Below are 22,776 nucleotides of genomic sequence, written 5' to 3' on the forward strand. Positions count from 1 at the left end.
TGACGAGGTACGAGACCGCGAGCACCCGTTACGAGAGCAGTCCGATCAGGCGCCCTTCCACGGCTACCAACGTCCAGAGGCCGATGGACACGAGCCCCACGACCTTGCCCCAGACCGGCCCCACCCTCGCCTCGTCCGCCATGGTCACCTTGTGTCGGAGCGTGAAGGTGAAGATCAACGCGACCAGAAGGAGCCGCATCTTCATCCAGAAGAACGGGCTGTGATACTCTCTGATGGGGAGGGACAGGACCTGCGGAATGCCGGTGAGCAGCATGCAGATGAGTGCTCCGATCAGCCACGGACGCGCATCTCGCGCGACTCTCGCTACCGGCTGCTGCGTCATCCCGCGGCCGAGCAGTCGCACGTCGACGATGAGCAGCGAGCCGAACAGGATGACCAGCGCCAGCAAGTGGAACACGTTGATCCACGGCGCAGCATATGATGAACTACTGATCCAGTCGCCGACCCGGAGGGTGTCCAACCACTCGAAGAAAGGTAGTAGCATGAGATCGGAGGCCTACTCGAAGGTCCACCAGTCGTAGGCGGTCAATCGGCCGAAGGCCACGATACAGGCCCACATGGCCAGGGACAGCACGCCCGCCACCTTCGCTCCGAGAGGCGGGCCGGCCGTATCCCACTTGGCGACCGAGCGATAGGTCGTGAAGTGAAAGAGGAGTGCGTTCACGCCAGCCAGCACGATCAACGCCATCTTGATCCAGTAGAGCACCTTCCCGAAGTAACGCATCGGCTGGGCGTAGAAGAGCAGAAGTCCGGCGAGGGAGGTCACCGCCATACCCACCATCTGCCACGGAAAGAGCCGCGCCTGGACCTCAGAGAAGGGAGTGCCTCGGTACGCCACGCCGAGGAGGCGTAGGTCCATCATCACGACGAGCCCGGCGAACATCACCAGCGAGATGACGTGGATCGTCAACAAGACCGGGAAGGCGTAGAGCGACTCGCGCATGGCGATGCTGCTTGGGAATGCGTCCATCCACTCGAACCAGCTACGCAGGCTCATGGGCTCATCCACACGGCGAGGTGTGGCTCAGCGCCGCCGGTTCGGGCACCGACTACCAGGCTGATGTCAGACGTTAGGCAAACGGTCAAGGCGTGCAGCGTGGTTCCACATCGCGATACACCTCGTGGCAGACATAACACGCTTCTACGACGTCGTTGGTGGCGTCACTCGCGGCTTCTTGATCTTTGGCCCGCGCCGCGACCAACATGACGTCCGCCGCGTCCTTCAGCCCCTGTGTGAACTGGGCCCAATTGGGCTGTGACAACGGCACCGGCCGACCGTTCTCGCAACGGCGTCCGGGGATCGTGATGAGGTTGGCCGCCTCGCCCAAGGCGATCGCCGCGTTCTCGATCATCTGCCATCCCCCGTAGATTCCGGAGAAGCGCGCCGTGGCACCTACCCCCGCGGCCACTGGCGGCGGATTGTCGGGATCGATCGACTGGACGTCGAACAGGATGTTGGAGTTCGTGAACAGGATGCCCCGCATCACCTGCGCAAGGTTGCCCATGGGTTCGGGAGCGGGCAGGCCTGCCGTGCTCGCGCTCGCGCACGCGGCGAGCAACAGTACAAGAGCGGTGCCGACGAATCGCATGGCACACCTTTCGAGGAAGACAGTGGGAAGGCGTTGGAACGCCTCAACAAATCGGCGGCGTCGGTGGTTGTCAATAGCCGCTCGACGACTCCAGCTTATGGGTCCTGCGTTGATGCCGAAAGGCGTTGAGCACTGCCATTTCGGGCGGTGAATGCACCCGCCACACATGTGAGAACCGCGTTGACGCCGAAAGGCGTTGAGCACTAGTCACGGGCCCTGGCGGGCTCACACCAATGCGAGGGGTCCGCTCGCGGTTTGGCAACCGCGTCCGCATCTTGAGCGCATGAGTGCCCCGGACCTCATCACCAGCGTAAACGCGATCGTGTTCTCCTAGTAGTTTCCTAGGCCGATCTGTCGCTCAGCACCTACCCCTTGCTCGCCGTGCAGCCAGGCGCTCGGCGTCACCTGGGGCACCCGTCCCGGACGAGCCCAAGAACATCTTGGTGCCGTCGGTGAACGTCACGTCGCGCCCGTTGGCACGCAGCAGCGAGTGGTCCTTCGCCTGGTATCCATCGACTATGAGCACGGTACCCGGCGACAGGCATTCGCGGGTGAGTCCGCGGCGAAGGAGGACGTTGGGTGTGCCCCCCTCCACCATCCAGACTTCACTCGTGCCGTCTGGCTTCTCGATTTCCAGGTGGATCCACGAGTGTGGGTTCACCCACTCGAGCTTCACGATCTTGCCCTCGAGTCGAACCGGAGCGTCCTTGTCGAACTCCGCACCGAAGGCATGGTGTGCCATGAGCGGAGCTGCCACCAGGCCGAGAGCCAGGGCGCCTATAGTCAACGCGGTGTACGTCTTTCGCATGTGATTACCTCGCATCTGGCTGATTGGGAGGGCCTTCACGTTCTTGTGCTCGCGCACCCCTTAACACGTTGGCGAGCGCGTAGTTCCCCTCGTGGCACGCGTATTCGTACACGAGCCCGTCCAGCGCCTTGAAGGGCACCTCGCCACTAAACGGGCCGCTGAGCATCGTGGGGTCGTCGATGGTGAACTCGTAGTTGATCGTGTGCTCGTCGGCCCGCGTAAACCGCTCTGTGACTTTGATGTTCTCGGACGGATTGAAGGCGGCCGGGGGATAGCCGGCGAGGTTCTGCTCGGGATGGATGTTCGTTGTCTCCACCACGAGGGTGTCACCCTGCCACCGACCCCACGAGTCGCCCATCCATGGACGCATGTGCGCCGGCAGTGGTTCGGGCGTGCCGAGCCGGATGATACGGACGTCATGAACCATTTCGGTCATGATCATCACGTAGTCGGCGGTCTGCACAATCGTGTAGTTGTTGTTGTAGAAATAGTTTGGCAGCATCGGCGGGCCGCCGTTGGAGCCGAATGACATGATGCAGCGCTCGGCGAGCCCTCGACTCTCCGGGTTGTCGTACTCCCCGATGCGTCGCTGGAATGCGAGGCGTTCCTCCGTGCGACGCCGGCCCTCCTCCGATAGAGGCGGCCTGCGGCCGTCGGGCGGATCGACGATCAGCGAGCTGCGGGCCTCCCCGTTGAAGACGGCGATGTCGTCGCCGCCATCGATGTAGAAGAAATTGTACCCCCCCACTGCACCACCACCCGCGTCGAAGAGGAGATTCCCTGTGAACTCGCCACCCACGGGGGGCAGGCCGCGATCGGGATCACTGTCTGCCAGCTGTTCCCGGATGAAGTCCTGCTGGCCGCTCTCGAGCGCGGCGACCTGCTCCGGAGTCAGCACGGGCCCCACTCCAGCTGGACGCAGCATCGGTGTCATGGTCGCGTTGGACCAGCTCCCCTGCAGGTCCGGGTGACCATCCGCGGTGCGCGGCACGACCCACTTGTCGTTCCTTTGCTGCGCCTCCATGGCCACTGGCGTCACCGCCGCCATCGAGACGACCGCGAGCAGCATAAGCGGTACGAATCGCCCGAGGCCCATCATTCTCCTATCTGCCGATGGGATTCTTGCGGAGATGTCCATAGATGAGCTCCTCTACGAACTCGACGCACTTGAACTGACCGAGTCGCGCGTCCGCGTTGATATGGCGGTACAGTGGCAAGCTGATGGTCCACGGGCGAGAGAACGTGTTCGGGTCTTCCAACGTCGCTTCGTAAAGCAGGTGGTCGGGGCCGGTCATGGTGTACCGCTCGACCACTTTTAGTGACGCGCTGAAGTGGTTGCCCGCCCGGTCCAACCAGGCCTGACCATTGAAGCCGGTGGCCTCGACCACGAAGACGTCGCCTTCCCACCGGCCGACAGACTGGCCCATCCACGTGTCGATCTGGGCTGGGCCCGGGTCCTCGAGATAGATGTCTCTCACGGCACCGGCGTATTCGTACACCATGAAGACCTTGCTCTCGCTCTGGAAGATCTGGAACGGGAACGGCATGTACGTCGCCCTAGGCACGCCGGGCAGATAGCACTTGATCTCCGGATCACGATCGAGCCAGTTCTCGCGGTTCTCATTCCGTAGAGTGAGCGCCGCGGGCAGGTAGGGGATCTCACCCCCGACGACGATGCCATTGCCTGAGGGGACCGAACCAACTGCGCCGAAAGCCACGATCTCGTGCCTGGGTACGGGAACGACCGGGCCTGGCTGCATCGCTAGCGCGGCGCGTGCGGTGTGGGGCTCGATGTCCCAGTGGGCGTTACCAAGCGCCTGCCAGATGCCGTTGATGTCAGGATTGCCAGAGGCAAGCCTCGGGATATCGCTGCGCTGGGCTCGAACCGCGGCTGGCACAAAGGCGGCCACGGCGAGGACGCAGATGACCGCTGAGCCCAGACGTGGCATCCGCGATCGGCTGACGCACGAATTCAAGTCACGCCTCCCGAGTCTGTAGTTGGAACGTACCGAAAGAATGTGCGGCGCGCCGCGGCATCTAGCCAGGGTGGCTGCAAATCATGACCTAGCGGGGGGGGGCAGCCAACTCTTCCGCGCGCCTGCCCATCCATTACCATTGCCGCGATGAACTACGCCTGTCGAATTTCCGCATCCAACAGCACATGACCGAAACGAAGAGCCTGGACATAGAAGTCATCTCTAGGGCTCCCCACTCCTGCAGATCACGTGCCCTCGAACTCGCAAAGCGCGAAGCAGTCACAGCCGAGGGCACGGAGTCGGTCCGCGCCTCCGAGGTCGGGCAGATCGATGACGAAGCAGGCCTCGACGACGGTGCCACCCACTCCTCGGATCAGCTCGACCGCTGCCGATGCGGTGCCTCCCGTGGCGATCAGGTCGTCAACGAGCAGGACGTCGTCTCCCTCCGAGATCGCGTGCGCGTGCATCTCAATGCGGTCGGTCCCGTATTCGAGCTGGTAGTCCGCGCCAACAACTTCACCCGGCAGCTTACCGGCTTTGCGAATGGGGATGAAACCGACCCCCAACTGATAGGCGACGGCGCTGCCGAAGATGAACCCCCGAGCCTCGATCCCCGCGACGAGGTCGATGCCTGCACCGGTATACCGCTGCACCATGCTGTCCACCGCCGTACGCAACCCGCGAGCATTCTCCAGGAGCCCGGTGACGTCTCGGAAGAGAATCCCATCGTGAGGGTAATCCGGGACGGTGCGGATGTAGGACTTGATCGAGCCTTGCGGCGGTTCGGGCGGGCGTGGCATCACATGCTCTTCGTCGCGTGATGCCGATGATCGTGACGGCCCTGATGAAAGACCACGTGCACGAGGCTGCCGCTCACGAAGGCCTGGTAGTACTCGACGCCGGTTCCGTGCTGGCCGCCGTCCAGGCCTGCGGCGAGCAGGTACCCGATCAGGGTCGCGAGCACGATCGTCGCGACGCCCGCAACGCCGGCCCACGTGCCGTGCCGAGGCCGGATGAGCCACCAAATGACCAGGCTGACCGGGATGCGGTGCAGGATCACGGCCAACCCGAACGCCAAACCGACCGTGCCTCCGGACCCGAAGGCGGCTCCTTCCAGAAGCGCGTGCAGCGCCAGACCGGAGAGCCCAACGATGATGGCGAAGTTGTCTGTGTGCGCCTCGAACGCGTGTGACGCCCGTTCGCACAGGTTGGGCAGGAGTAGGCCTGCCACCATGACCAGAGGCAGGAGGAGGCTACGATCTTCCCACGCGAACGGCACGATCTGCCACGCCACGAGCAGCGGTACCGCCAGATAGACGAAACCGTCAACCAGGCGTACGGCTTTGGGGTGTCCGTGGAGGCCGCCATAAAGCGCCGGCCCGATCGCTGGTGCCGCGAGTGCGGCGACGAGGAACAGCATGCGAGAAGATGGCCAGGATGAGCGCCGGCTGCGAGGCCTCCCGACCGGAACGCGTGGGCCCCTGCGGGGGAGTTAGGCTTGGTAAGAGAGGCTGCGAAGCGGCGTAACGGAATGAGGGTGAACCTCGAGAGATCGGAGCAGATTGCAGTGAATCTTCCTAGAGTAGATCGTCGCCTCCTGATGACGGCCGTGGCATTCCTCTTGGTCGGATGCACGAACGCGGAGGGTCCGCCGGTGTCTGCGACCGTCATCATCGAGGCATCGGTATCGGCAGAGGAGCCGCTCATTCTCACGGTGTCCACGAGTTTCGACGTCGTAACGAGTGGGGAGATCGTCTACACAAACCTCGACTCGATCACGATCACCGGGAACTACAACGAGCAGTTCGCTCTCAATTCTGAAGCGCGCTTCACAGCGAAGCTTCTGAACGAGCACAGCACCGAGGAACCGGTGCGGCTCTCGGTCCTGATCGACGGGGGTACGGAGTACGACGAGATCGTTGTGCTCGGACAAGGTGGCTTTCTGCAGTATGTGTACCGCTTTCAGGCTTTGGTGGGTTTCTGACGGGGTGATCGGAACAGCGTGGTGGGCCGCTCGCCACTCCCGTTCGATCGTGCCCGGTGGCTTCGACGTCACGTCCAGAGCCAGGCTGGTGATCCCGTCCAGGCTCAGAATCTGATCCCGCCTCTCGGACATCAGTCGGGAAGGCGATTCCACCGGCGTCGATCTGGCTCCGTAGATCGGCGTGCTCCACAAGACCGGGTTCGAGCTCGTGGGGGATGGCTCGGAAGGGCCCTTGCGCCCGGCGGGATGTTGTCCAAATTTAGGCACGCCTAAATTACGGGAGCCGCCTCCGGCGCTGGCTCCGTCCACCCAAGTCCGACATCCGTATGGTCAATCCCGCTCTCGCACTCTCTGTCTTCGCGCTGCTGGTCGCGGTCCTCGCGCTCGTCTTCTGGCCGCGACGGGGCGTGTACGCGCGATTCGCACACGTGGCGCTACTAACCGAGCGTGTTCGCCTCGAGGACGCGCTCAAGCACGTGTACACGTGGGAGCAAGCCGGCCGAGTCAGCACTCTCGAGAGCCTTGCTGGGCGTCTCGATATCTCGCGGGCGAGGGCCGCCACGCTGCTGAAGCGCCTCACTGAGCTGGGTCTGATCCGCACTGATGATGAAGGTCCCGCGCTATCTGAGGATGGACGCGAGCAGGCGCTGCGCCTCGTCCGCACACACCGTCTTTGGGAGCGTTACCTCGCGGACCGGACTGGTGTGCCCGCGACCGAGTGGCACGATGAGGCCGAGCGCGTGGAGCACAGCCTCTCCGCAGAGCAGGCGGAAGCGCTCTCGGCTCGGCTCGGACACCCGCGCTGGGACCCACACGGCGACCCGATTCCGACACCGAGTGGTGACTTGCCGGAAGTCGAGCGGCTGAGCCTCGCGGGAGCGCTCGCCGGGCGTACGGTCGAAGTAGTGCACCTCGAGGACGAACCGCGAGAGATCTTCGACGCGTTGCTCACCCAGGGTCTCAATCTCGGCGTGCGGCTCTCCGTCGTGGCACGCGACGACCGACGCGTGCGTATCGCCAGCGGGGGTCGCGAGTGGTCGGTCGATCTCGTCGATGCCCGCAACGTGACCGTGCGCGTGCTCGCCGAGGGCGAGAGGGCCAAGGGTCCCTCGGAGACGCTGGCCGACCTCGCGCCCGGTGAAGTGGGTCGGGTTCTAGACCTCTCGCCGGCGTGCCGCGGACAGCAGCGTCGGCGGCTGCTCGACCTCGGGGTGGTCAAAGGGACGGAGATTACCGCCGAGATGACGAGCGCCGCGGGCGATCCGGTCGCCTACCTCATTCGCGGTGCGCTCATCGCGCTGCGTCGTGGCCAGGCCGAGTGGGTTCTCATCGAGCGTGTCGAGACCGCGGCGGAGGTCGCTTCCTGATGCCCATCCTCGCCGCTAGCGCGTGCGGGTCCTGCGCCCAACATCGCACGCAGAGCCTCGTTCGGCTCGGCCTGAACCCTGGCAAGTGGGACTATTTGGTCGCGCTCGCCGGCAACCCCAACGTCGGTAAGAGCACGGTCTTCAACGCGCTGACCGGCCTCCGCCAGCACACCGGGAATTGGCCGGGCAAGACGGTGGTGCGAGCGGAAGGCGCGTTCGAGCACGAGGGGAAGCGCGTAAAGGTCGTCGACCTGCCAGGCACGTACTCGCTGCAGGCCGGCAGCGTCGACGAGGAAGTGGCGCGGGACTTCATACTGTTCGGTCGGCCGGACGTCACCGTAGTGGTCGTGGACGCTACGCGCCTCGAGCGGAACCTCAATCTCGTGTTCCAGATCAGGGAGATCACCGACAGGGTGGTGGTCTTCCTCAACCTCATCGACGAGGCCCGCCGGCACGGCATCGCGATCGACGCGAAGAAGCTCGAGAAGGAGCTGGGCGTGCCGGTGGTGCAGGGTGTGGCACGAGAGAGCGTCGGAATCGATGACCTGCTCGACGCGGTCCACGAAGTCGCGACAGGTGCTGGTTCCAGGCAGCAGATGCACATCGCGCGGCATGCACCGCGAGTCGAGCGGGCGATCGCTGGCCTCGTGCCGGTGATCGAGCGGGTCTTCCCCGAGGTACCGAACCCGCGCTGGGTCGCGCTGCGACTGCTCAACGCCGACGAAGCGGTAATGGAGGCGGTGCGCACGGGTGAGCTCGGTCAACTGTCTCGGGACGATTCAGGCGAGCTGGTCGACCTGGCGCCCGAACCGGGCCGGGAGCAGGTGCTCGACACCGCCATGCGACTGCGTTGGGACCTGCCGCCCGACTTCCACGACGTGGTCACGCAGCGCGCGTACGAGGCCGCGGAAGAAGTCGCGTCTCGCGTCCAGTTGGGCGGCCTCAAGAAGGCCGGATTCGCTTTCGATCGGAAGCTGGACGCGTGGCTCACGAGTCGGGTCTTCGGCTTCCCGCTCATGCTGTTGATCCTGGCGGTCGTCTTCTGGATCACCATCGAGGGTGCGAACGTGCCGTCGTCCATGTTGGCGACGCTGCTCGTGGAGAACGGCCGACCGTGGCTGCACGGGCTCGCCGCAGCGATGTCACTGCCATGGTGGCTCGACGGATTCTTGATTGACGGAGTGTATCTCGCCACGGCGTGGGTGATCGCCGTGATGCTGCCACCGATGGCGATCTTCTTCCCGCTGTTCACGCTGCTGGAAGACTTCGGGTACCTGCCCCGGGTGGCGTTCAATCTCGACTCGATGTTCCAGAAAGCCGGTGCGCATGGCAAGCAGGCGCTTACGATGTGCATGGGCTTCGGTTGCAACGCCGCGGGCGTCGTCGCTACGCGGGTCATCGACTCCCCGCGCGAGCGCCTCATCGCGATCATCACCAACAACTTCTCGCTCTGCAACGGGCGATGGCCGACACAGATTCTCATCGCGACGATCTTCATCGGGGCGCTCGCTCCCTCGCGGCTCGGCGGCCTGGTGAGCGCGAGCGCCGTGGTCGGCATCGCGCTGCTCGGCATCGTGATGATGTTCTTCTCGTCGTGGATTCTGTCTCGGACGGTGCTGCGCGGAGAGGCCTCGACTTTCAGCCTCGAGCTGCCGCCGTACCGCCCGCCCCGTGTGCTGCAGACACTCTATACGTCGGTCATCGACCGGACCCTGATCGTACTCTGGCGCGCCGTGATCTTCGCGATTCCGGCCGGTGCGGTCATATGGCTCATATCGAACATCTCGGTCGGTGGCCTGACCCTCGCGCACCACGCGGTGGGGTGGCTGGACCCGGTCGGCCTTCTGCTCGGGATGAACGGCGTCATCCTGCTCGCTTACGTCGTAGCGATCCCGGCGAACGAGATCGTCATCCCGACGATCCTGATGCTGACCGTTCTCACGGGCGCTGGGGCGGGAGGCGAGGGGGCTGGCGTGATGTTCGAGTTCGGCAGCGTGAGCGTGACCGGGGATCTGCTCCGAGGTGGAGGTTGGACGCTGCTGACCGCCGTGAGCCTCATGCTGTTCAGCCTACTGCACAACCCGTGCTCCACGACGATCTACACGATCTACAAGGAGACACGAAGCGCGAAGTGGACCACGGTCGCGACGCTCATGCCGGTCGTGATGGGCGTCACCGTCTGCTTCCTGGTGACCCAGGTCTGGAGACTGCTCGGGGCATAGGCGATCTTGTCGGCTCCCGCAGCGGGATGTGCATCTCCACGAGGTCGGCTAGCCCGCCACGGGACGCGGGGAGGTGCGGTGGCGGTGTCTTCCATGAAGGGACTGCGTCGCATACCTTAGTTGAGAGTCAATTTCATTCTCAGGTAGGGTCGCCCGTGGACACAGCTGTCCAGCTTCCGACAGTCCCCGTAACCGCTTTAGGCGGGGCGGTTGGGGAGCTGCGTCTCGGCCAGGTGCCCCTGCGTCAGACGGTGGAGCTCGTCAGCATCGATTTGCCTCCGGACCAGGCCGAGCCCCTACTCGAGCGTGGAATCCTTCCGGGATGTCGCATCTGCCCCGTCCGCTCGTCTCCGGCCGGAGACCCGATCATCTCCATCGACGGCTCGATAATAGCGCTTCGTAAGGAGACCGCCGCGTGTTTGTGTGTGCGTCTCCTCAATCAGTTCCGGGACGCGGACTGAGGCTAGCAGCCCTCCATTGGCTGAGCTGCACGCTGTCCTGGAAGGCGGACGCGTTGCCTCCGGTGTCGCCGTCCAAGAAGTAGCCCAGACACCGCTCGTCGCCCTGATCGGGCCGCCCAACTCGGGCAAGACCACCCTCTTCAATCAGCTTACCGGTCTCCGGCAGAAGGTCGCCAACTATCCCGGAGTCACCGTCGAGAAGAAGGTTGGCAAGGTCGCGTTACCGGACGGTGGAGAACTCGACCTCGTCGACCTGCCGGGTGTCCACGGATTCTCTGCGCGGACGCTTGACGAGAGGATCACGCGAGACGTGCTCGAAGGACGGGTCGAGGGCATCCGCGCTCCTGATGCACTTGTGCTCATCGTCGACTCCACGCGCCTCGAGAGCCAGCTCATGCTGGTCGAGCCCGTGCTCGAGCTCGAGTTGCCGACGCTGCTCGTGCTCAACATGTCAGACGAGTTGGAGGAGCGTGGCGGGCGAGTGGACGACGCTCCCTTGGCAGAGCGCCTGGGCGTGAAGGTCGTGCGCACCAGCGCCCGCACCGGTTTTGGGATGGATGCGGTGCGGGAGTTCCTTGCGGCGGATGTGGCCGTCGCCGACCCCGCAAGCGCTGTGCGGCAGCGGACCCTGACCAACGTTCCCCGAGGTGTCGCCCTGCCGATGGTGGACGTGTTCAAGGCTCGGCGAGCGAGGGTCCGCGAAGTCGTCGAGGAGGCGGGCTTCAGGCCGCCAGGTCCGTCCCACCTCAGCGACCGCTTGGACCACCTGTTCTTGCACCGGGTCTGGGGCCCTCTGGTCTTCCTCGCCGTGGTCGTCCTGGTTTTCCAGTCGATCTTCACGTGGGCGGTGCCGCTCATGGACGGTGTCGAGTTCGTCGTCGGCGCATCGGGCGGCTGGTTGACCGCGAACCTGCCCGACACATGGTTTCGATCGCTGCTCGTGGACGGTGTGTGGGCGGGTGTCGGGTCCGTGGTGATCTTCTTGCCGCAGATCCTCGTCCTCTTCCTCTTCCTGGGGGTGTTGGAGGACTCCGGGTACATGGCGCGCGCGGCCGTCATCGCGGACCGTATGATGTACCGGGTCGGGCTCCAGGGCAGGGCGTTTCTGCCGCTGCTGTCGGGTTATGCCTGCGCAGTGCCGGCCATCCTCGCCGCGCGCACGGTCGAGGACGAGCGGGACCGCCTCGCGACGATCTTCGTGACGCCCTTCATGACGTGCTCGGCACGGTTGCCGGTGTACGCTTTGCTGATCGCGGCCTTCATCCCGGACGAGCCGCTCCTCGGTCCAATCATGGGAAAGCGGGCCGCTGTGTTGCTCGGGCTATATGGCCTCGGAATCGTCGCGGCGATCAGTACAGCCTTCCTACTCAAACGCACGCTGCTCAAGGCCGAGCCGACGGCGTTCCTGATGGAGCTGCCACCATACCGCATCCCATCGCTCCGGTCGCTCGGGCTTCGGCTCCTGGACCGGAGCGGGATCTTCTTGAAGCGCGTCGGAAAGGTCATCTTCACTGTCGCGATCGTGCTGTGGACGCTGACGCAGTTCCCGCGCACCGAGCTTGGTCCGCCGCTGATCGAAGACAGTGTGCTCGCGAGCATCGGCCACGTCATCGAACCGGTGATCGCGCCCCTTGGCTTCGACTGGAAGATCGGCGTGGGCTTGGTGACCTCGCTCGCCGCTCGCGAGGTGATCGTGGGTACGCTTGGGACGATTTACGGAGTTGAGGGGGCGGGCGACGAGTCGTTCGCGTTGCAGGATGCGCTCGCCGAAGCCATGACACCGGCGGCCGCGATCGGGCTGCTGATCTTCTTTGCGTTCGCGCTTCAGTGCATGTCGACCGTCGCGGTCATGCGGCGCGAAACAGCCGGATGGAAATGGCCCGTGCTCCAGTTCACGTACATGCTCGTGCTCGCGTACGCGGGCGCGTTCATCGCCGTTCGCGTCTTCTAGGCGCGGCCCGCTTCACGCCAGGCACGGGCCGCTAGACTGCCGCCGCCTTCCACTTCCCACGCTCGAAGAGGGTGCCGCTGACGACTGCCAGTACCTTCCATCGGCCTGCCAGCACCGCGTATACTACGGTAGCCGAACGGGAGGTGCCGCTCCTGCCTGCGCGTCCATTCGTCCCCCATCTCCATCGATGGAAAGAAGCTGATGAGAAAAAGCATTCTGACCGTCTCGACCGTGCTGTTCCTCGCTGTCCCGGCTGTGGTTTCGGCGCAGGGACTTGGCATCGCCGCGCGCGCGGGCACACTGGGCGTGGGTGCCGAAATAGCACTCGGGCTCACGAACTGGTTTGTCGTCCGCGGCGGTGCCGGACTCATGCCATTCGAGCCGAGTACGAGCATCGAGGATATCGACGTCACGCTCATATTGCCTGAGTGGTTCAACGTCGGCGTGGACGTTTATCTCGGCGGTTCGTTCCGGATCGGCGGAGGCGTGCTGTTCAAGTCCGACGACCCCAGGGTCGAGGGCAACTTCACCACGGACCAAGACATCGGTGGGCGGTCCTTCACGCCCGCGGAGCTCGGTACGCTCACTGGTGTCCTCTCTTCAAGAGATAGGGCGCCATACGCGCTGATCGGTTTCGGCAATCATATCTCCTCAGGCATCGGGCTCTTCTTGGACCTCGGCGTGGCGTTCCTAGGTGAACCTGAGATCAACCTGTATGCCACGGAGGGTACGTTCCTGGATCGGGCCGAGCTAAACTCTCGCTTGGCCGCCGAGGCTCGCGACTGGGAGGAGTCGGCCGGTTCGTACCTGAACTATTGGCCAATCTTCAACCTCGGGGTGCGCATCGGCCTTGGCGGCTGATCCGTTCATACCGAAGGGCGGAACGGGTGCCCGCGCGGCTTCAGCCGAGCGAGCGTTCTCTCGTCAGGGGTTGGATGGCACCTGGGGCACACCTGTTCGGGACGATACGCGGGAGGCCACTATTGCGAACAGCGCGAGGAAAACCGGCTCGATCACGAACTTGAAGCGCAGGTTCTCCCCCAGCTCCATGGCGCATGCTATCACGATCGTGTAGGAGACGATCGTGGCCATGAAGAGCGGTGCCGCGTCATGGCGGATCCGTTCCAGAGCGTCCCGGGGACGCAGTTTACGCGTAAGCTGAAAGCCGTAGAGCAATAGCACGGCTGGAAAGAGTAGGAAGTAGAACGACCCGTAATAGCCTCTGCCGAGGGAGTTCTCCAGGCGTGCCACGAGCGGTCGGCCGAGGATCGTTTGCTCGACCGCAACGTGCAGCCTGATGTGATCCCGGTTGTCCGCCAGGTGCGCGAAGTCCGTCGAGGGTGTGGCAAAGTTTCCGTATGCGGTGATCACGTTGCGCAGGTACTGAGTCGGCGTGGCCTTGATGAGCAGCACTGCGCTAGAGCGGTAGTCCCTGGAAATCGCCGGGATGTTGATGTTGTGCGAGTCGTTCCCGGACAGCACCGGAATCGGGCTCTCTTCGTCGTATCCGAGGCGGCGGTATTCGATGGGTGCCGCGAAGGCCTCGACGCGCACGACGGGGCTCAGTGTGCCACTGTCGTAGAGGTCGTCCAGCACCGCGCTGTCCTGGTCGAAAAGCGCGGTCCTCCAGAGCCCCATTCCGTACCAACTGCTCGCGCCGAAGAAGCCGTATTGAATCTGATTCTTCCCGTACCAGGCGGTCGGTAGAAGCACGAGCACGAGCAGCAGGGCCAACTGCCGGCGCGTCGGTCGTCCGATGAGCAAGAGCGCGAGAGGGACGACCCCGAGCAAGAGGATCAAGTGATAGACGCTTCTGGTCATGATCAACGCGACAACAACGGCGACGAAACCCAGTGCGGCTCGTCCGCCCGCGTCTTCCTGCGCGCGCGTGACCAGATATGCCGCGCTCGTTATGAGAAACGCAGCGGCAGTGGTATACAGCGCGTATGCCTCGAACAGAAAGAGAGCTGGATGGAGCGCGACGCCGAGGCCGGTGACGAGCGCGACACGTGGAGCTCGGGTCACGCGACCGACGATCTGGACGCACAGGCCGGCGATCACCGCGCCGAGGGCGATGTGCAGAGCTTGCAACGCTTGCATGTGCACGGAGCCGAATAGCTTGATCAGCAGCGCGCCCAAGATGTTCCACAGTGGCGGTTGCCCGTGCATGTACCAGATGCTTTCAGCCGCACGGGTGCGTAGTAGCTCCGTCGGCAAACTCTGCCAGAACCAGCCCCACTTATCGGGGCCGAAGTCGTGAACGATCGTGACCCCGAGAACGAGCCAGTACAGCACCGCGACCACGACGTGCACGGTGCCCACGAGCACCGTGGAGCGTTTGAGCGTGTCGTGGTCGTAAGGCATGGCAGAAGATAGTGTTAGAGGATGTCCGCCCAAGCCACTGAACATCGATTCGTAGCGACGCAGTCCTCCGGAGAGGTGTCAGCGATTCTCGTGCGTCCTGAGACGGCTCGCGCTCTCTATAGTGTTCGGGCATGGGGCCGGCGCGGGTATGCGACACGTCTTCATGGAGACCGTAACCGAGAAGCTGGCGGAGCTGGGCATCGCGACGTTCCGATACCACTTCCCGTACATGGAAGCCGGCCGGAGAGGGCCGAACCACGCGCCGATCCTCTTGAAGACGGTGCGCTCCGCGGTGGCCGAGGCCGCATCGCTCGAGCCCGAGCTCCCTCTGCTGGCTGGAGGGAAGTCGATGGGTGGGCGCATGACTTCTGCCGCGGCCTCGACCCAGCCTCTGCCAGGTGTGCTCGGACTCGCCTTTTTCGGCTTTCCACTGCACGCGCCCGGCCAGGACTCCGATGAGCGGGGCGCTCACCTCGCGGACGTCGGCCTCCCGATGCTCTTCCTGCAGGGTACCAGAGACAGGCTCGCGAGACTCGACCTGCTCAAGCCGTTGCTGGGACGCGTGAAGCCGCGTCCGACGCTCCACGTGGTGGAGAGCGCCGACCACGGCTTTCACGTCACCAAGAAGTCCGGCCGCACCGACGAAGAGGTCCTCGACGAGATGTGCTCTCGCTTCTCCGACTGGATCTCGGAACTGGCCTAATCTGCGCTCAGCGCCTGTACCGGGTCGGTCCGCGATACCCGCTGGGCCGGGAGGTACAAGCCGACGAACGAGACCGCGGCGAGCACGAACGTCACCCCCCCGAATATCGCGGGGTCGGTGGGGCTCACACCGATTAGAATCCCTGACATCGCGCCACCCATCGCGAACGCGAGCCCAAGCCCGATCACGAGCCCGAACACAGCTCGCTTGGCTCCCTGGCTCACGACCATGCGCACGGTGCCGCCCCAGTTGGAGCCCATGAGCGGGTGGCCCTGCGTCGTGCCGACCGCGCCGACGCCGGGAAGCTCCTCGACGCGTGACGTCACGTCGGCCGTCGAGGCGGAGTAGTGCGATGAACGCTTCCTCCACTTCGTAGCCGTATCGCTCCCGGTACGCCTTTGCATCAGGTTGTGAAGCAGGAGGCGGTAGAACGTGCGTGCGCGGTCGTGGTCGTTCATGCCTGCTCCGGGTCACTCCCCACGTATCTCGCGCGCGCGACGCGCACGAGGGCGGCCAACAGCTCGACCTCCTCATGCAAAGCCGAGCGTCCGCTGCGAGTGATCGCGTAGAACCGACGCTTCCCACCTTCCCTCGGCGCACCCTCTGGCGGATCGACCTCGCGGATCAGGCTCTCGTCGGTCAACTCTCTGAGAGCGCCGTACAGTTTGCCTGGCCAAAGGCGCAGGTGACCCTCGGTACGCTCCAGCACTGTCGATCTGTTGACCCCTGGAGCAGCGGGCGGCATTGTGATCGTCCGGCCCGACGGGGACTTTTTTCTCGCGCCAAACCACGCCTTGGAGATGGACCGAATGACTTCCACGCATTCCCACCCGCGACATCGCTTTCGGCTCGTCCCTACGGCACTCTTGCTCGCCGCGTTGGGGCTCCCGGCGCTCTTGGCCCAGGACGTGCGAGCGCAGCAGACGGATGCTGGCCCTTCGACCGTGGAAAGCCTGTTCCAGGACATGGCCTTCCGGAACGTAGGCCCCTCCAGGGGCGGACGCGTGACGGCTGTAGCGGGGCACCGCGACCACCCCTACACGTTCTACATGGGCGCGACCGGCGGCGGCGTCTGGAAGACCGAGGACTACGGTACGACGTGGCGGCCGATTGCGGACGGCATCCTGGAGACCGGGTCGATCGGCTCGATCCGGGTGGCACGGTCGAACTCGAACGTCGTTTACGTCGGCACCGGCTCGGACGGCATCCGCTCCAATGTGATCGTCGGGCGCGGCGCGTACCGTTCGGACGACGCAGGCGCGACCTGGCGGAAGATCGGCCTCGAGCAGATGGGGCAGATCGGTTCCATCGAGATCCACCCTGAGGATGCCGACGTCGCATACGCGGCGGCGCTCGGGAACCCGTGGGCGAAGAGCATGGACCGCGGCGTCTACCGCACGAGAGACGGCGGCCGGAACTGGGAGCAGGTCCTCTTCACGTCGGACTCCGTCGGCGCGATCGACCTGGAGATCAACCCCGCGAATCCCAACGAGATCTACGCCGCGATGTGGCGCGGGCAGCGCCAGCCGTGGACGATCATCTCGGGCATGCAAGCATCGGGCGGCGAAGACGGTATCTGGAAGTCCACCGACGGAGGCGACACGTGGCGGATCGTCACGCGAGGTCTGCCGACGGGCCTGATCGGGAAGATCGATCTCGCGGTCAGTGCCGACGCGCCGAACCGCGTTTATGCGCTCGTCGAAACGACCGACCCGGACGAAGGACTGTACCGCTCCGACGACTTCGGTGAGAGCTGGACGCTCGTCAGCAACCAGGCGGGCATCATGAACCGCCCGTTCTACTACACGAACGTGGACGTCGACCCAACCGATGCGGACAAGGTCTACGTGAACAACGAAGGCATGTACGCGTCACAGGACGGTGGACTCTCCTTCGATAGCGTAGGCACCCCGCACGGCGACAACCACGATATGTGGATCAACCCCGACAACCCGAACATCTGGATTCAATCCAACGACGGGGGCGCCAACGTCACACTCGACGGTGGCGCGACTTGGTCTACCCAGCACAACCAACCGACCGCCGAGCTCTACCAGGTCGACGTCGACGACCGCTTCCCGTACTGGCTGTACGCGGGTCAGCAGGACAACTCGACGATCATGGTGCCGAGCGATCCACCGGAGGACGGCTCGGCGGGCGGCCACACGGGGAACTGGAAGTCGATCGGTGGCTGCGAGACGGGTCCGGCCGTCCCGAAGCCAGGCGATCCCGACATCGTCTACTCGAACTGCAAGGGCCGCTTCGGCCGCTACAGCCACACCACCGGTCAGGAGAAGCAGTACTACGTGGGCTTCGTGAACCTGTACGGCACGAACCCCGCGGAGCTGCCATTCCGGTTCCAGCGCGTCGTGCCCATCGAGGTGTCGCCGCACGATGCGAGCGTCGTCTACCACGGCTCGCAGTACGTGCACAAGACAACCGACGAAGGAGTCACTTGGGAGCGCATCAGCCCGGACCTCACCGCCTTCCGTCCAGAGCGACAGGTCGTGTCCGGCGAGCCGATCACGCGAGACATTACGGGTGAAGAGCACTACTCGGTGCTGTACGCGATCGAGGAGTCTCCGGTCCAGGCGGGCGTGATCTGGGCGGGCTCGAACGACGGTCTGGTTCAGGTGACGCGCGACGGGGGAGAGAGCTGGACAGACGTGACGCCGCCGGACATGCCGCCGGAGGGTCGTATTCAGACGATCGATCCCTCCCCGCACTCGGCGGGAAGGGCGTACTTCGCCGCATACCGCACGTTGTTGGGAGACTTCACGCCGTTCATCTACAAGACCGAGGACTTCGGCGAGAGCTGGACCCTGCTCACGACCGGTGACAACGGCATCCCCTCGGACTTCCCGACGCGCGCGATCCGGGAGGATCCTGTTCGCGAGGGCCTGCTGTACGCCGGGACCGAGTTCGGGATGTTCGTCTCACTGGACGACGGAGAGAGCTGGGAGCCGTTCCGGTTCAACATGCCGGTGACGCCGATCACCGACATCAAGCTGCACCAGGGCGATCTGGTCCTCTCCACGATGGGTCGATCGTTCTGGATCATGGACGACCTCACTCCGCTGCGGCAGTTGGGTGAGGCGATCGCCGCTGGAGGTCCCCACCTCTTTCAGCCGTCGGACGCTTACCGCCGGCGCGGCGGTGGCCGTGGTGGCAGTGGCGGCGGGTCGCCCGACCAGCCGCAGTACTCGCAACGTGGTGCCGTGATCGACTACATGCTGACCGTCGCGGCGTCGTCGCTCCAGCTCGAGATACTGAATGGCGCGGGGGAGGTCGTGCGTACGTTCGAGGCCGGAGGCGACAGCGTCCGGACCGAGACAGCTCAAGAGATGCGCGGTCCGTTCCAGCGCTCCTCGGGGCAGGCCCGCCTGGGCAACGGCCTCGGCGTGCATCGCTTCGTTTGGGATCTCAGCGTTCCGGGCGCGACCGGTTCTCGGCGCGCGGGCCCGACGGTGGTGCCGGGCACGTACCAAGCCCGCCTCACGGTGGACGGCCAGACTCACACCCGCAGCTTCGAGCTTCTGATCGATCCTCGTGTCGCGGCGGACGGCGTAACGCAAGCGGACCTGCAGGCGCAGTTTGACTTGGGGCTCGAGATCCTGGCGGCTATCGAGGATGCGAGTGGCACGATCGAGAAACTCGAGGGCGCGATGGCTCGGGTCGCCGAAGGCAGCAGCGTCGAGGAGCAACTCAAAGAGATCGAGGCCGCGCTCGTTACGGACGGGACGATCTCGAGCTACCCGCAGCCCATGCTCGCGGATCAGCTCTCGTATCTGTACGGCAATACGCAGAGCGCCGACCAGAAGCCTGCGGCAGACATGTATGGGCGGCTCGAAGTTCTCGTGACTGAGCTCGAGCAGCACAAGCAGCGGCTGGAGCGGCTGATGCGGACGATCGCCGACGGGTAGCGGGAGGCCTTCGGCCTGCTGGTCCCGCGAATGCCGGGCCGCTACTCCTCTCTCAGAGCTTCCGTGGGAGCGATCCGCGTGGCCCTCATGGCGGGCACCAGGCTCGCGAGCATGCCGATTCCCAGCAGCGTGAGCGGCAGCAGCGTGAAGCTGAGCAGGTCGGTCGACTCGACCCACGACATCTTCTCGAGAAGCCTCGTGGCGAACCACGCGGCCGCGATGCCGATCGTTATGCCTGCAACGACCGGCCTGGCTCCCTCACCCAAGATCATTCTCGTGATCTCCGCTCGTTCGGCACCGAGTGCGATACGAACGCCGATTTCCCGCGTTCGTCCCGCGACGGAGTATGAAATGACTCCGTAGATTCCGACGCCTGCCAGGATCAACGCGATCACCGCGAAAACGCCGAGTAGGTTGGTCATGATTCGAGAGCTGGAGAACGAGTCCGAGACGATGTCCTCCATCGTCTTGAGTTGGTACAAAGGGAGGTCTCGATCGAACTCGGCCACGGCGGCTCGCATGCCGGGTACCAGACTCTCGGGCTCCAGTCCCGTTCGCACTGCGATACCGAGCGACCGGGGAACGAAGTAGGTGGAAATCCCCGATTGCGACTGCGGCACGTAAACGTGCGGATACGGCTCGTCGGTCACCTGTGAGGTGACAGGGTCCGGTACCAGTCCTACGATCGTGATCCAGGGCACGGAGTCTTGCATCTGGTAGCCGAAACGCTTGCCGATCACGCTCTCGCCCGGCCAGAAGCGCGACGCCATGGTCTCGCTGACCACCGCCACCATCTCGTCGCGACGTCCGTCCTGGGGCGTGAGACTGCGACCCTCCAGGATCGGGATCCCGAACGTCTCGAAGTAGTCGGTGGCGACTCGGCTGATGCCGGCGTTCCAAGCGAGGGTGCCGTCCTGTCGCGGCGGACGGTCGTCGAGCTCGAAGTCCCACTGTCCTATTCCGCCGAACGGCAAGCTCGACGCTCCGGTAGCTTCCGTGACGCCGGGCACGGCGCGAAGTCCTTCCAAAAGACGCTCGAACTCGGACGGAATCAGTTCGGTGTCCGGGTACGCCGCCGTCGGCAGTGAAATCGAAAACGTCATCAGGTTGTTAGGATCGATGTGGGGATCAGTGTTGGTCAAGGTGGAGAAGCTGCGCACGACCAGACCGGCGAGAATCACCACTACCAGGCTGAGTCCGACCTCACCGGTCACCAGTAAGCGTCGCAGGGAGGCGCTCCTGCGGCCGCCCACGGTGCGGCTTGCCGAGCCCGCCAGTGAAGAGGCAGCTCGCTGTCCCGCGAGGAACGCGGGGGCGATTCCGAACAGGAGCGCGGTGAGCAACGCGACGCCGAGAGTGAAGAGCAGAACGCTTCCGCCCATCTCGACCTCATCGAGCCTGGGCAGTGCCTCGGGGTCCATCGCGATCCAGACGCTCGTTCCCAAATAGGCGAGCCCGAGCCCGAGCACGGCCGCGGCGCCCGCGAGCACGAGGCTCTCGGTAGCGAGCTGACGAGTGATGCGCGCGCGGCCGGCCCCGAGTGCAGTGCGCATTGCTACCTCGGAGTGTCGGCGTTCTCCGCGGGCGAGTAGGAGGTTCGTGATGTTCGCGCAGGCGATGAGCAGCACGAGGCCGACTGCGGACATCAGCAGCATCAAGCGCTCGGGCGCGTCCGCGACGACTTCCGTGTGGAAGTCGTTCGCCCACAGGAAGTGGGCCTCGTTGTGCTCGAATCCCGCTGCCCGACGTCGCTTTATGACTTCGAGCTCGGCGTGCACGTCCGCCATCGTCTTGCCATCCGCGAGACGTCCGATCGCGTAGTAGCCGTGGCTCGCACGGCCGCCCTCGTTGCTGCGGTCCAGTCCCAACAGCAGCCAGGCCATTGTACCCGAAGTGAACTCGAAGTCCTCGGGCATCACGCCGATGACCTCGGTGGAGATTCCGTTCATTACGATCGACGTTCCGATGATCGCCGGATCGGAGCCGTAACGCGTTTTTCAGAGGCCGTGGCCGAGTATCGTGACCGCCGGCCCGTTCGCCACGTCCTCCTCAGGCGTGAACAGACGTCCGAGGGTCGGTAGCACGCCCAGCGTCGGCAGAACGGAGTGCGAGACGAAGCCGACCCGGATCCGTTCGGCGTCCATCGTCTCCCCGGTCAGCGAGCGCGAGCCCGGCTCGAAGACTCCCATCGACTCTAAGGTCTCGGTCGACTCCGCGTAGTCCAGGTATTCCGGACCTGAGAGCGGGAACTTGTCGATGTCGAAGCCCGACGCCGGCAGGTATCTCGACCACAGGTAGGTCAGGTTTTCGGGCTCGTGGAACGGGAGCGGCTTGAACAACACAGCGTTCGCCACGCTGAAGACCGACGTGTTGGCTGCTATGGCGATCCCGAGAGTCAGGATCGTGACCGCCGCGAACAAGGGCGCCCGTCTCAACTGACGCACCGCGTAGCTGAGGTCCTGTCGGAACTCGTCCCACCAACGTCGCCGGTTCATGTGCACGTCCCTTCTCGTCCCCAGGTCCCGGCAGCTCCGTTTTACGCGCTCCATGTCACCGAATCGCCGGACGGCTTCGGCCCGCGCCTCCTCTTCAGTCCACCCCTGTGCGACCAGTTCACGGACGCGCATGTCGACGTGGAACGAGAACTCCTCGTTCACCTCGCGCTCCACCGACGGTCGCATGATCCTGCGTCCCATCATCTCCCCCCGTCGCTTCACACCAGCTCAGATCGGCCGTAGCACAGTGGTGACCGCCGCACTGAAACGGAGCCATTCGTCTGTCTCGGCGTCGAGCTTGGCCTGACCACGCTCGGTGAGGCTGTAGAACTTGGCTCGGCGCTCCAGCTCGGAGACGCCCCACTCCGATATCAGAAGGCCCTTCTTCTCGAGTCGGTACAGCGCGGGGTACAGCGAGCCCTCTTCGACCCGGATTGCGTTCCCCGTTTGCTCCTCGATCCAGCGCGCCACGGCGTATCCATGGCGGGGTCGGTAGGAGAGGGTCTTGAGGATCAGTGTATCAAGAGTGCCGTGCAGCAATTTGGTCCCGGCTATGGGCACAAGTGCCTCCTGAAGTATACCTAGATAGTCTGTGCATTAAGCGAACCGATGGTACCTAGATAGTCAAGGTATTGGACAGGAGGAAGAGCCGATGGGTTGCATCGGGGTCGTGGCGCGATATGCCGGTCGGAGAGGAAGTCCGGCGGCATGGCTTTCTAGCGGGTATACGTATATTTAGTATAATTATGTACGTATACTCGTGCTCTCTGGGATGCGGACGATCACCAACAGGCACGAGCCCAAGGCCGCAGCCCTCCCTCGATGCTGAGCCGGCTCGCCCCACCAACCCCGCTCGCGGGCACCCACCGAAGGTGGGTCTTGGGCCGTGCTGCTCGCTCGCATCTACGAGGT

The 22,776-nt window shown here is 64.4% G+C and carries 21 protein-coding genes and 1 pseudogene; 8 read left to right on the top strand and 14 right to left on the bottom strand.

Annotation, left to right across the window (positions count from 1 at the left end):
• Positions 1 to 28: 28 nt before the first annotated feature.
• The 8 genes from IIB36_10015 to IIB36_10050 all read right to left on the bottom strand — a co-directional run bounded on the left by IIB36_10015 (position 29) and on the right by IIB36_10050 (position 5,814).
• Positions 29 to 505: a DUF2214 family protein gene (locus tag IIB36_10015; protein MCH7532075.1), complete on the bottom strand. Its 477-nt coding sequence runs from the start codon at positions 503 to 505 to the stop codon at positions 29 to 31.
• 12 nt (positions 506 to 517) lie between these two features.
• On the bottom strand, positions 518 to 1,018 hold the full coding sequence (locus IIB36_10020) for a hypothetical protein (GenBank protein MCH7532076.1): 501 nt from the start codon (positions 1,016 to 1,018) through the stop codon (positions 518 to 520).
• A gap of 85 nt (positions 1,019 to 1,103) precedes the next feature.
• Positions 1,104 to 1,610, bottom strand: coding sequence for a cytochrome c (locus IIB36_10025; protein ID MCH7532077.1), 507 nt, complete (start codon positions 1,608 to 1,610; stop codon positions 1,104 to 1,106).
• Positions 1,611 to 1,968: 358 nt separating this feature from the next.
• The gene (locus IIB36_10030; protein ID MCH7532078.1) at positions 1,969 to 2,418 is read right to left on the bottom strand and encodes a hypothetical protein; all 450 of its coding nucleotides are present in this window, start codon (positions 2,416 to 2,418) and stop codon (positions 1,969 to 1,971) included.
• A 4-nt stretch (positions 2,419 to 2,422) separates the two neighbouring features.
• Positions 2,423 to 3,517 carry a hypothetical protein gene (locus IIB36_10035; protein MCH7532079.1) on the bottom strand — a complete coding sequence of 365 codons (1,095 nt, stop codon included), beginning with the start codon at positions 3,515 to 3,517 and terminating at the stop codon, positions 2,423 to 2,425.
• Between the two features lie 4 nt (positions 3,518 to 3,521).
• On the bottom strand, positions 3,522 to 4,316 hold the full coding sequence (locus tag IIB36_10040; GenBank protein ID MCH7532080.1) for a hypothetical protein: 795 nt from the start codon (positions 4,314 to 4,316) through the stop codon (positions 3,522 to 3,524).
• A 323-nt stretch (positions 4,317 to 4,639) separates the two neighbouring features.
• The gene (locus IIB36_10045; protein ID MCH7532081.1) at positions 4,640 to 5,194 is read right to left on the bottom strand and encodes an adenine phosphoribosyltransferase; all 555 of its coding nucleotides are present in this window, start codon (positions 5,192 to 5,194) and stop codon (positions 4,640 to 4,642) included.
• Positions 5,194 to 5,814: a hypothetical protein gene (locus tag IIB36_10050; GenBank protein ID MCH7532082.1), complete on the bottom strand. Its 621-nt coding sequence runs from the start codon at positions 5,812 to 5,814 to the stop codon at positions 5,194 to 5,196. Before IIB36_10050 ends, IIB36_10045 begins: the two co-directional genes overlap by 1 nt.
• Positions 5,815 to 5,961: 147 nt before the next feature.
• Here IIB36_10050 and IIB36_10055 point away from each other — a divergent pair, with 147 nt between their 5' ends.
• The 6 genes from IIB36_10055 (at position 5,962) to IIB36_10080 (ending at position 13,240) form a co-directional block, all read left to right on the top strand.
• Positions 5,962 to 6,378 (top strand): hypothetical protein, encoded by a 417-nt coding sequence (locus tag IIB36_10055; GenBank protein MCH7532083.1) that lies wholly within the window; start codon positions 5,962 to 5,964, stop codon positions 6,376 to 6,378.
• A 326-nt stretch (positions 6,379 to 6,704) separates the two neighbouring features.
• Positions 6,705 to 7,745 carry a metal-dependent transcriptional regulator gene (locus IIB36_10060; protein MCH7532084.1) on the top strand — a complete coding sequence of 347 codons (1,041 nt, stop codon included), beginning with the start codon at positions 6,705 to 6,707 and terminating at the stop codon, positions 7,743 to 7,745.
• Complete coding sequence (feoB, locus tag IIB36_10065; protein ID MCH7532085.1) at positions 7,745 to 9,967, top strand: ferrous iron transport protein B; 2,223 nt, start codon at positions 7,745 to 7,747, stop codon at positions 9,965 to 9,967. The genes IIB36_10060 and feoB (IIB36_10065) overlap by 1 nt, the downstream gene beginning before the upstream one ends.
• Before the next feature lie 155 nt (positions 9,968 to 10,122).
• Positions 10,123 to 10,428, top strand: a complete 306-nt coding sequence (locus IIB36_10070) for a ferrous iron transport protein A (protein MCH7532086.1) — start codon at positions 10,123 to 10,125, stop codon at positions 10,426 to 10,428.
• Between the two features lie 16 nt (positions 10,429 to 10,444).
• Complete coding sequence (gene feoB, locus IIB36_10075) at positions 10,445 to 12,379, top strand: ferrous iron transport protein B (GenBank protein MCH7532087.1); 1,935 nt, start codon at positions 10,445 to 10,447, stop codon at positions 12,377 to 12,379.
• A 201-nt stretch (positions 12,380 to 12,580) separates the two neighbouring features.
• A complete protein-coding gene (locus IIB36_10080) occupies positions 12,581 to 13,240 on the top strand; it encodes a hypothetical protein (protein MCH7532088.1) in 660 nt (219 codons plus the stop codon).
• A gap of 63 nt (positions 13,241 to 13,303) precedes the next feature.
• Here IIB36_10080 and IIB36_10085 read toward each other — a convergent pair whose 3' ends face one another.
• Positions 13,304 to 14,743, bottom strand: a complete 1,440-nt coding sequence (locus tag IIB36_10085) for a hypothetical protein (GenBank protein ID MCH7532089.1) — start codon at positions 14,741 to 14,743, stop codon at positions 13,304 to 13,306.
• A 21-nt stretch (positions 14,744 to 14,764) separates the two neighbouring features.
• Between IIB36_10085 and IIB36_10090 the strand changes: the two are divergent.
• Positions 14,765 to 15,446, top strand: a pseudogene (locus IIB36_10090) (alpha/beta hydrolase).
• Here IIB36_10090 and IIB36_10095 read toward each other — a convergent pair.
• Both IIB36_10095 and IIB36_10100 read right to left on the bottom strand, forming a co-directional pair.
• The gene (locus IIB36_10095; protein ID MCH7532090.1) at positions 15,443 to 15,904 is read right to left on the bottom strand and encodes a hypothetical protein; all 462 of its coding nucleotides are present in this window, start codon (positions 15,902 to 15,904) and stop codon (positions 15,443 to 15,445) included. The pseudogene IIB36_10090 and the gene IIB36_10095 overlap by 4 nt on opposite strands.
• Positions 15,901 to 16,155 carry a helix-turn-helix transcriptional regulator gene (locus IIB36_10100; GenBank protein MCH7532091.1) on the bottom strand — a complete coding sequence of 85 codons (255 nt, stop codon included), beginning with the start codon at positions 16,153 to 16,155 and terminating at the stop codon, positions 15,901 to 15,903. Before IIB36_10100 ends, IIB36_10095 begins: the two co-directional genes overlap by 4 nt.
• A gap of 100 nt (positions 16,156 to 16,255) precedes the next feature.
• Here IIB36_10100 and IIB36_10105 point away from each other — a divergent pair, with 100 nt between their 5' ends.
• Positions 16,256 to 19,369 carry a hypothetical protein gene (locus IIB36_10105; GenBank protein MCH7532092.1) on the top strand — a complete coding sequence of 1,038 codons (3,114 nt, stop codon included), beginning with the start codon at positions 16,256 to 16,258 and terminating at the stop codon, positions 19,367 to 19,369.
• A gap of 41 nt (positions 19,370 to 19,410) precedes the next feature.
• Here IIB36_10105 and IIB36_10110 read toward each other — a convergent pair whose 3' ends face one another.
• From IIB36_10110 to IIB36_10120, 3 genes are read right to left on the bottom strand one after another with little or no spacing between them, the layout of a single operon-like run.
• On the bottom strand, positions 19,411 to 21,318 hold the full coding sequence (locus IIB36_10110; GenBank protein ID MCH7532093.1) for an ABC transporter permease: 1,908 nt from the start codon (positions 21,316 to 21,318) through the stop codon (positions 19,411 to 19,413).
• A 48-nt stretch (positions 21,319 to 21,366) separates the two neighbouring features.
• The gene (locus tag IIB36_10115) at positions 21,367 to 22,086 is read right to left on the bottom strand and encodes an ABC transporter permease (protein ID MCH7532094.1); all 720 of its coding nucleotides are present in this window, start codon (positions 22,084 to 22,086) and stop codon (positions 21,367 to 21,369) included.
• 6 nt (positions 22,087 to 22,092) lie between these two features.
• Positions 22,093 to 22,425: a PadR family transcriptional regulator gene (locus IIB36_10120; protein MCH7532095.1), complete on the bottom strand. Its 333-nt coding sequence runs from the start codon at positions 22,423 to 22,425 to the stop codon at positions 22,093 to 22,095.
• Positions 22,426 to 22,776: the final 351 nt, after the last annotated feature.

It is taken from the genome of Gemmatimonadota bacterium (genome assembly GCA_022560615.1).
Taxonomy (GTDB): Bacteria; Gemmatimonadota; Gemmatimonadetes; order Longimicrobiales; family Gaopeijiaceae; genus UBA1138.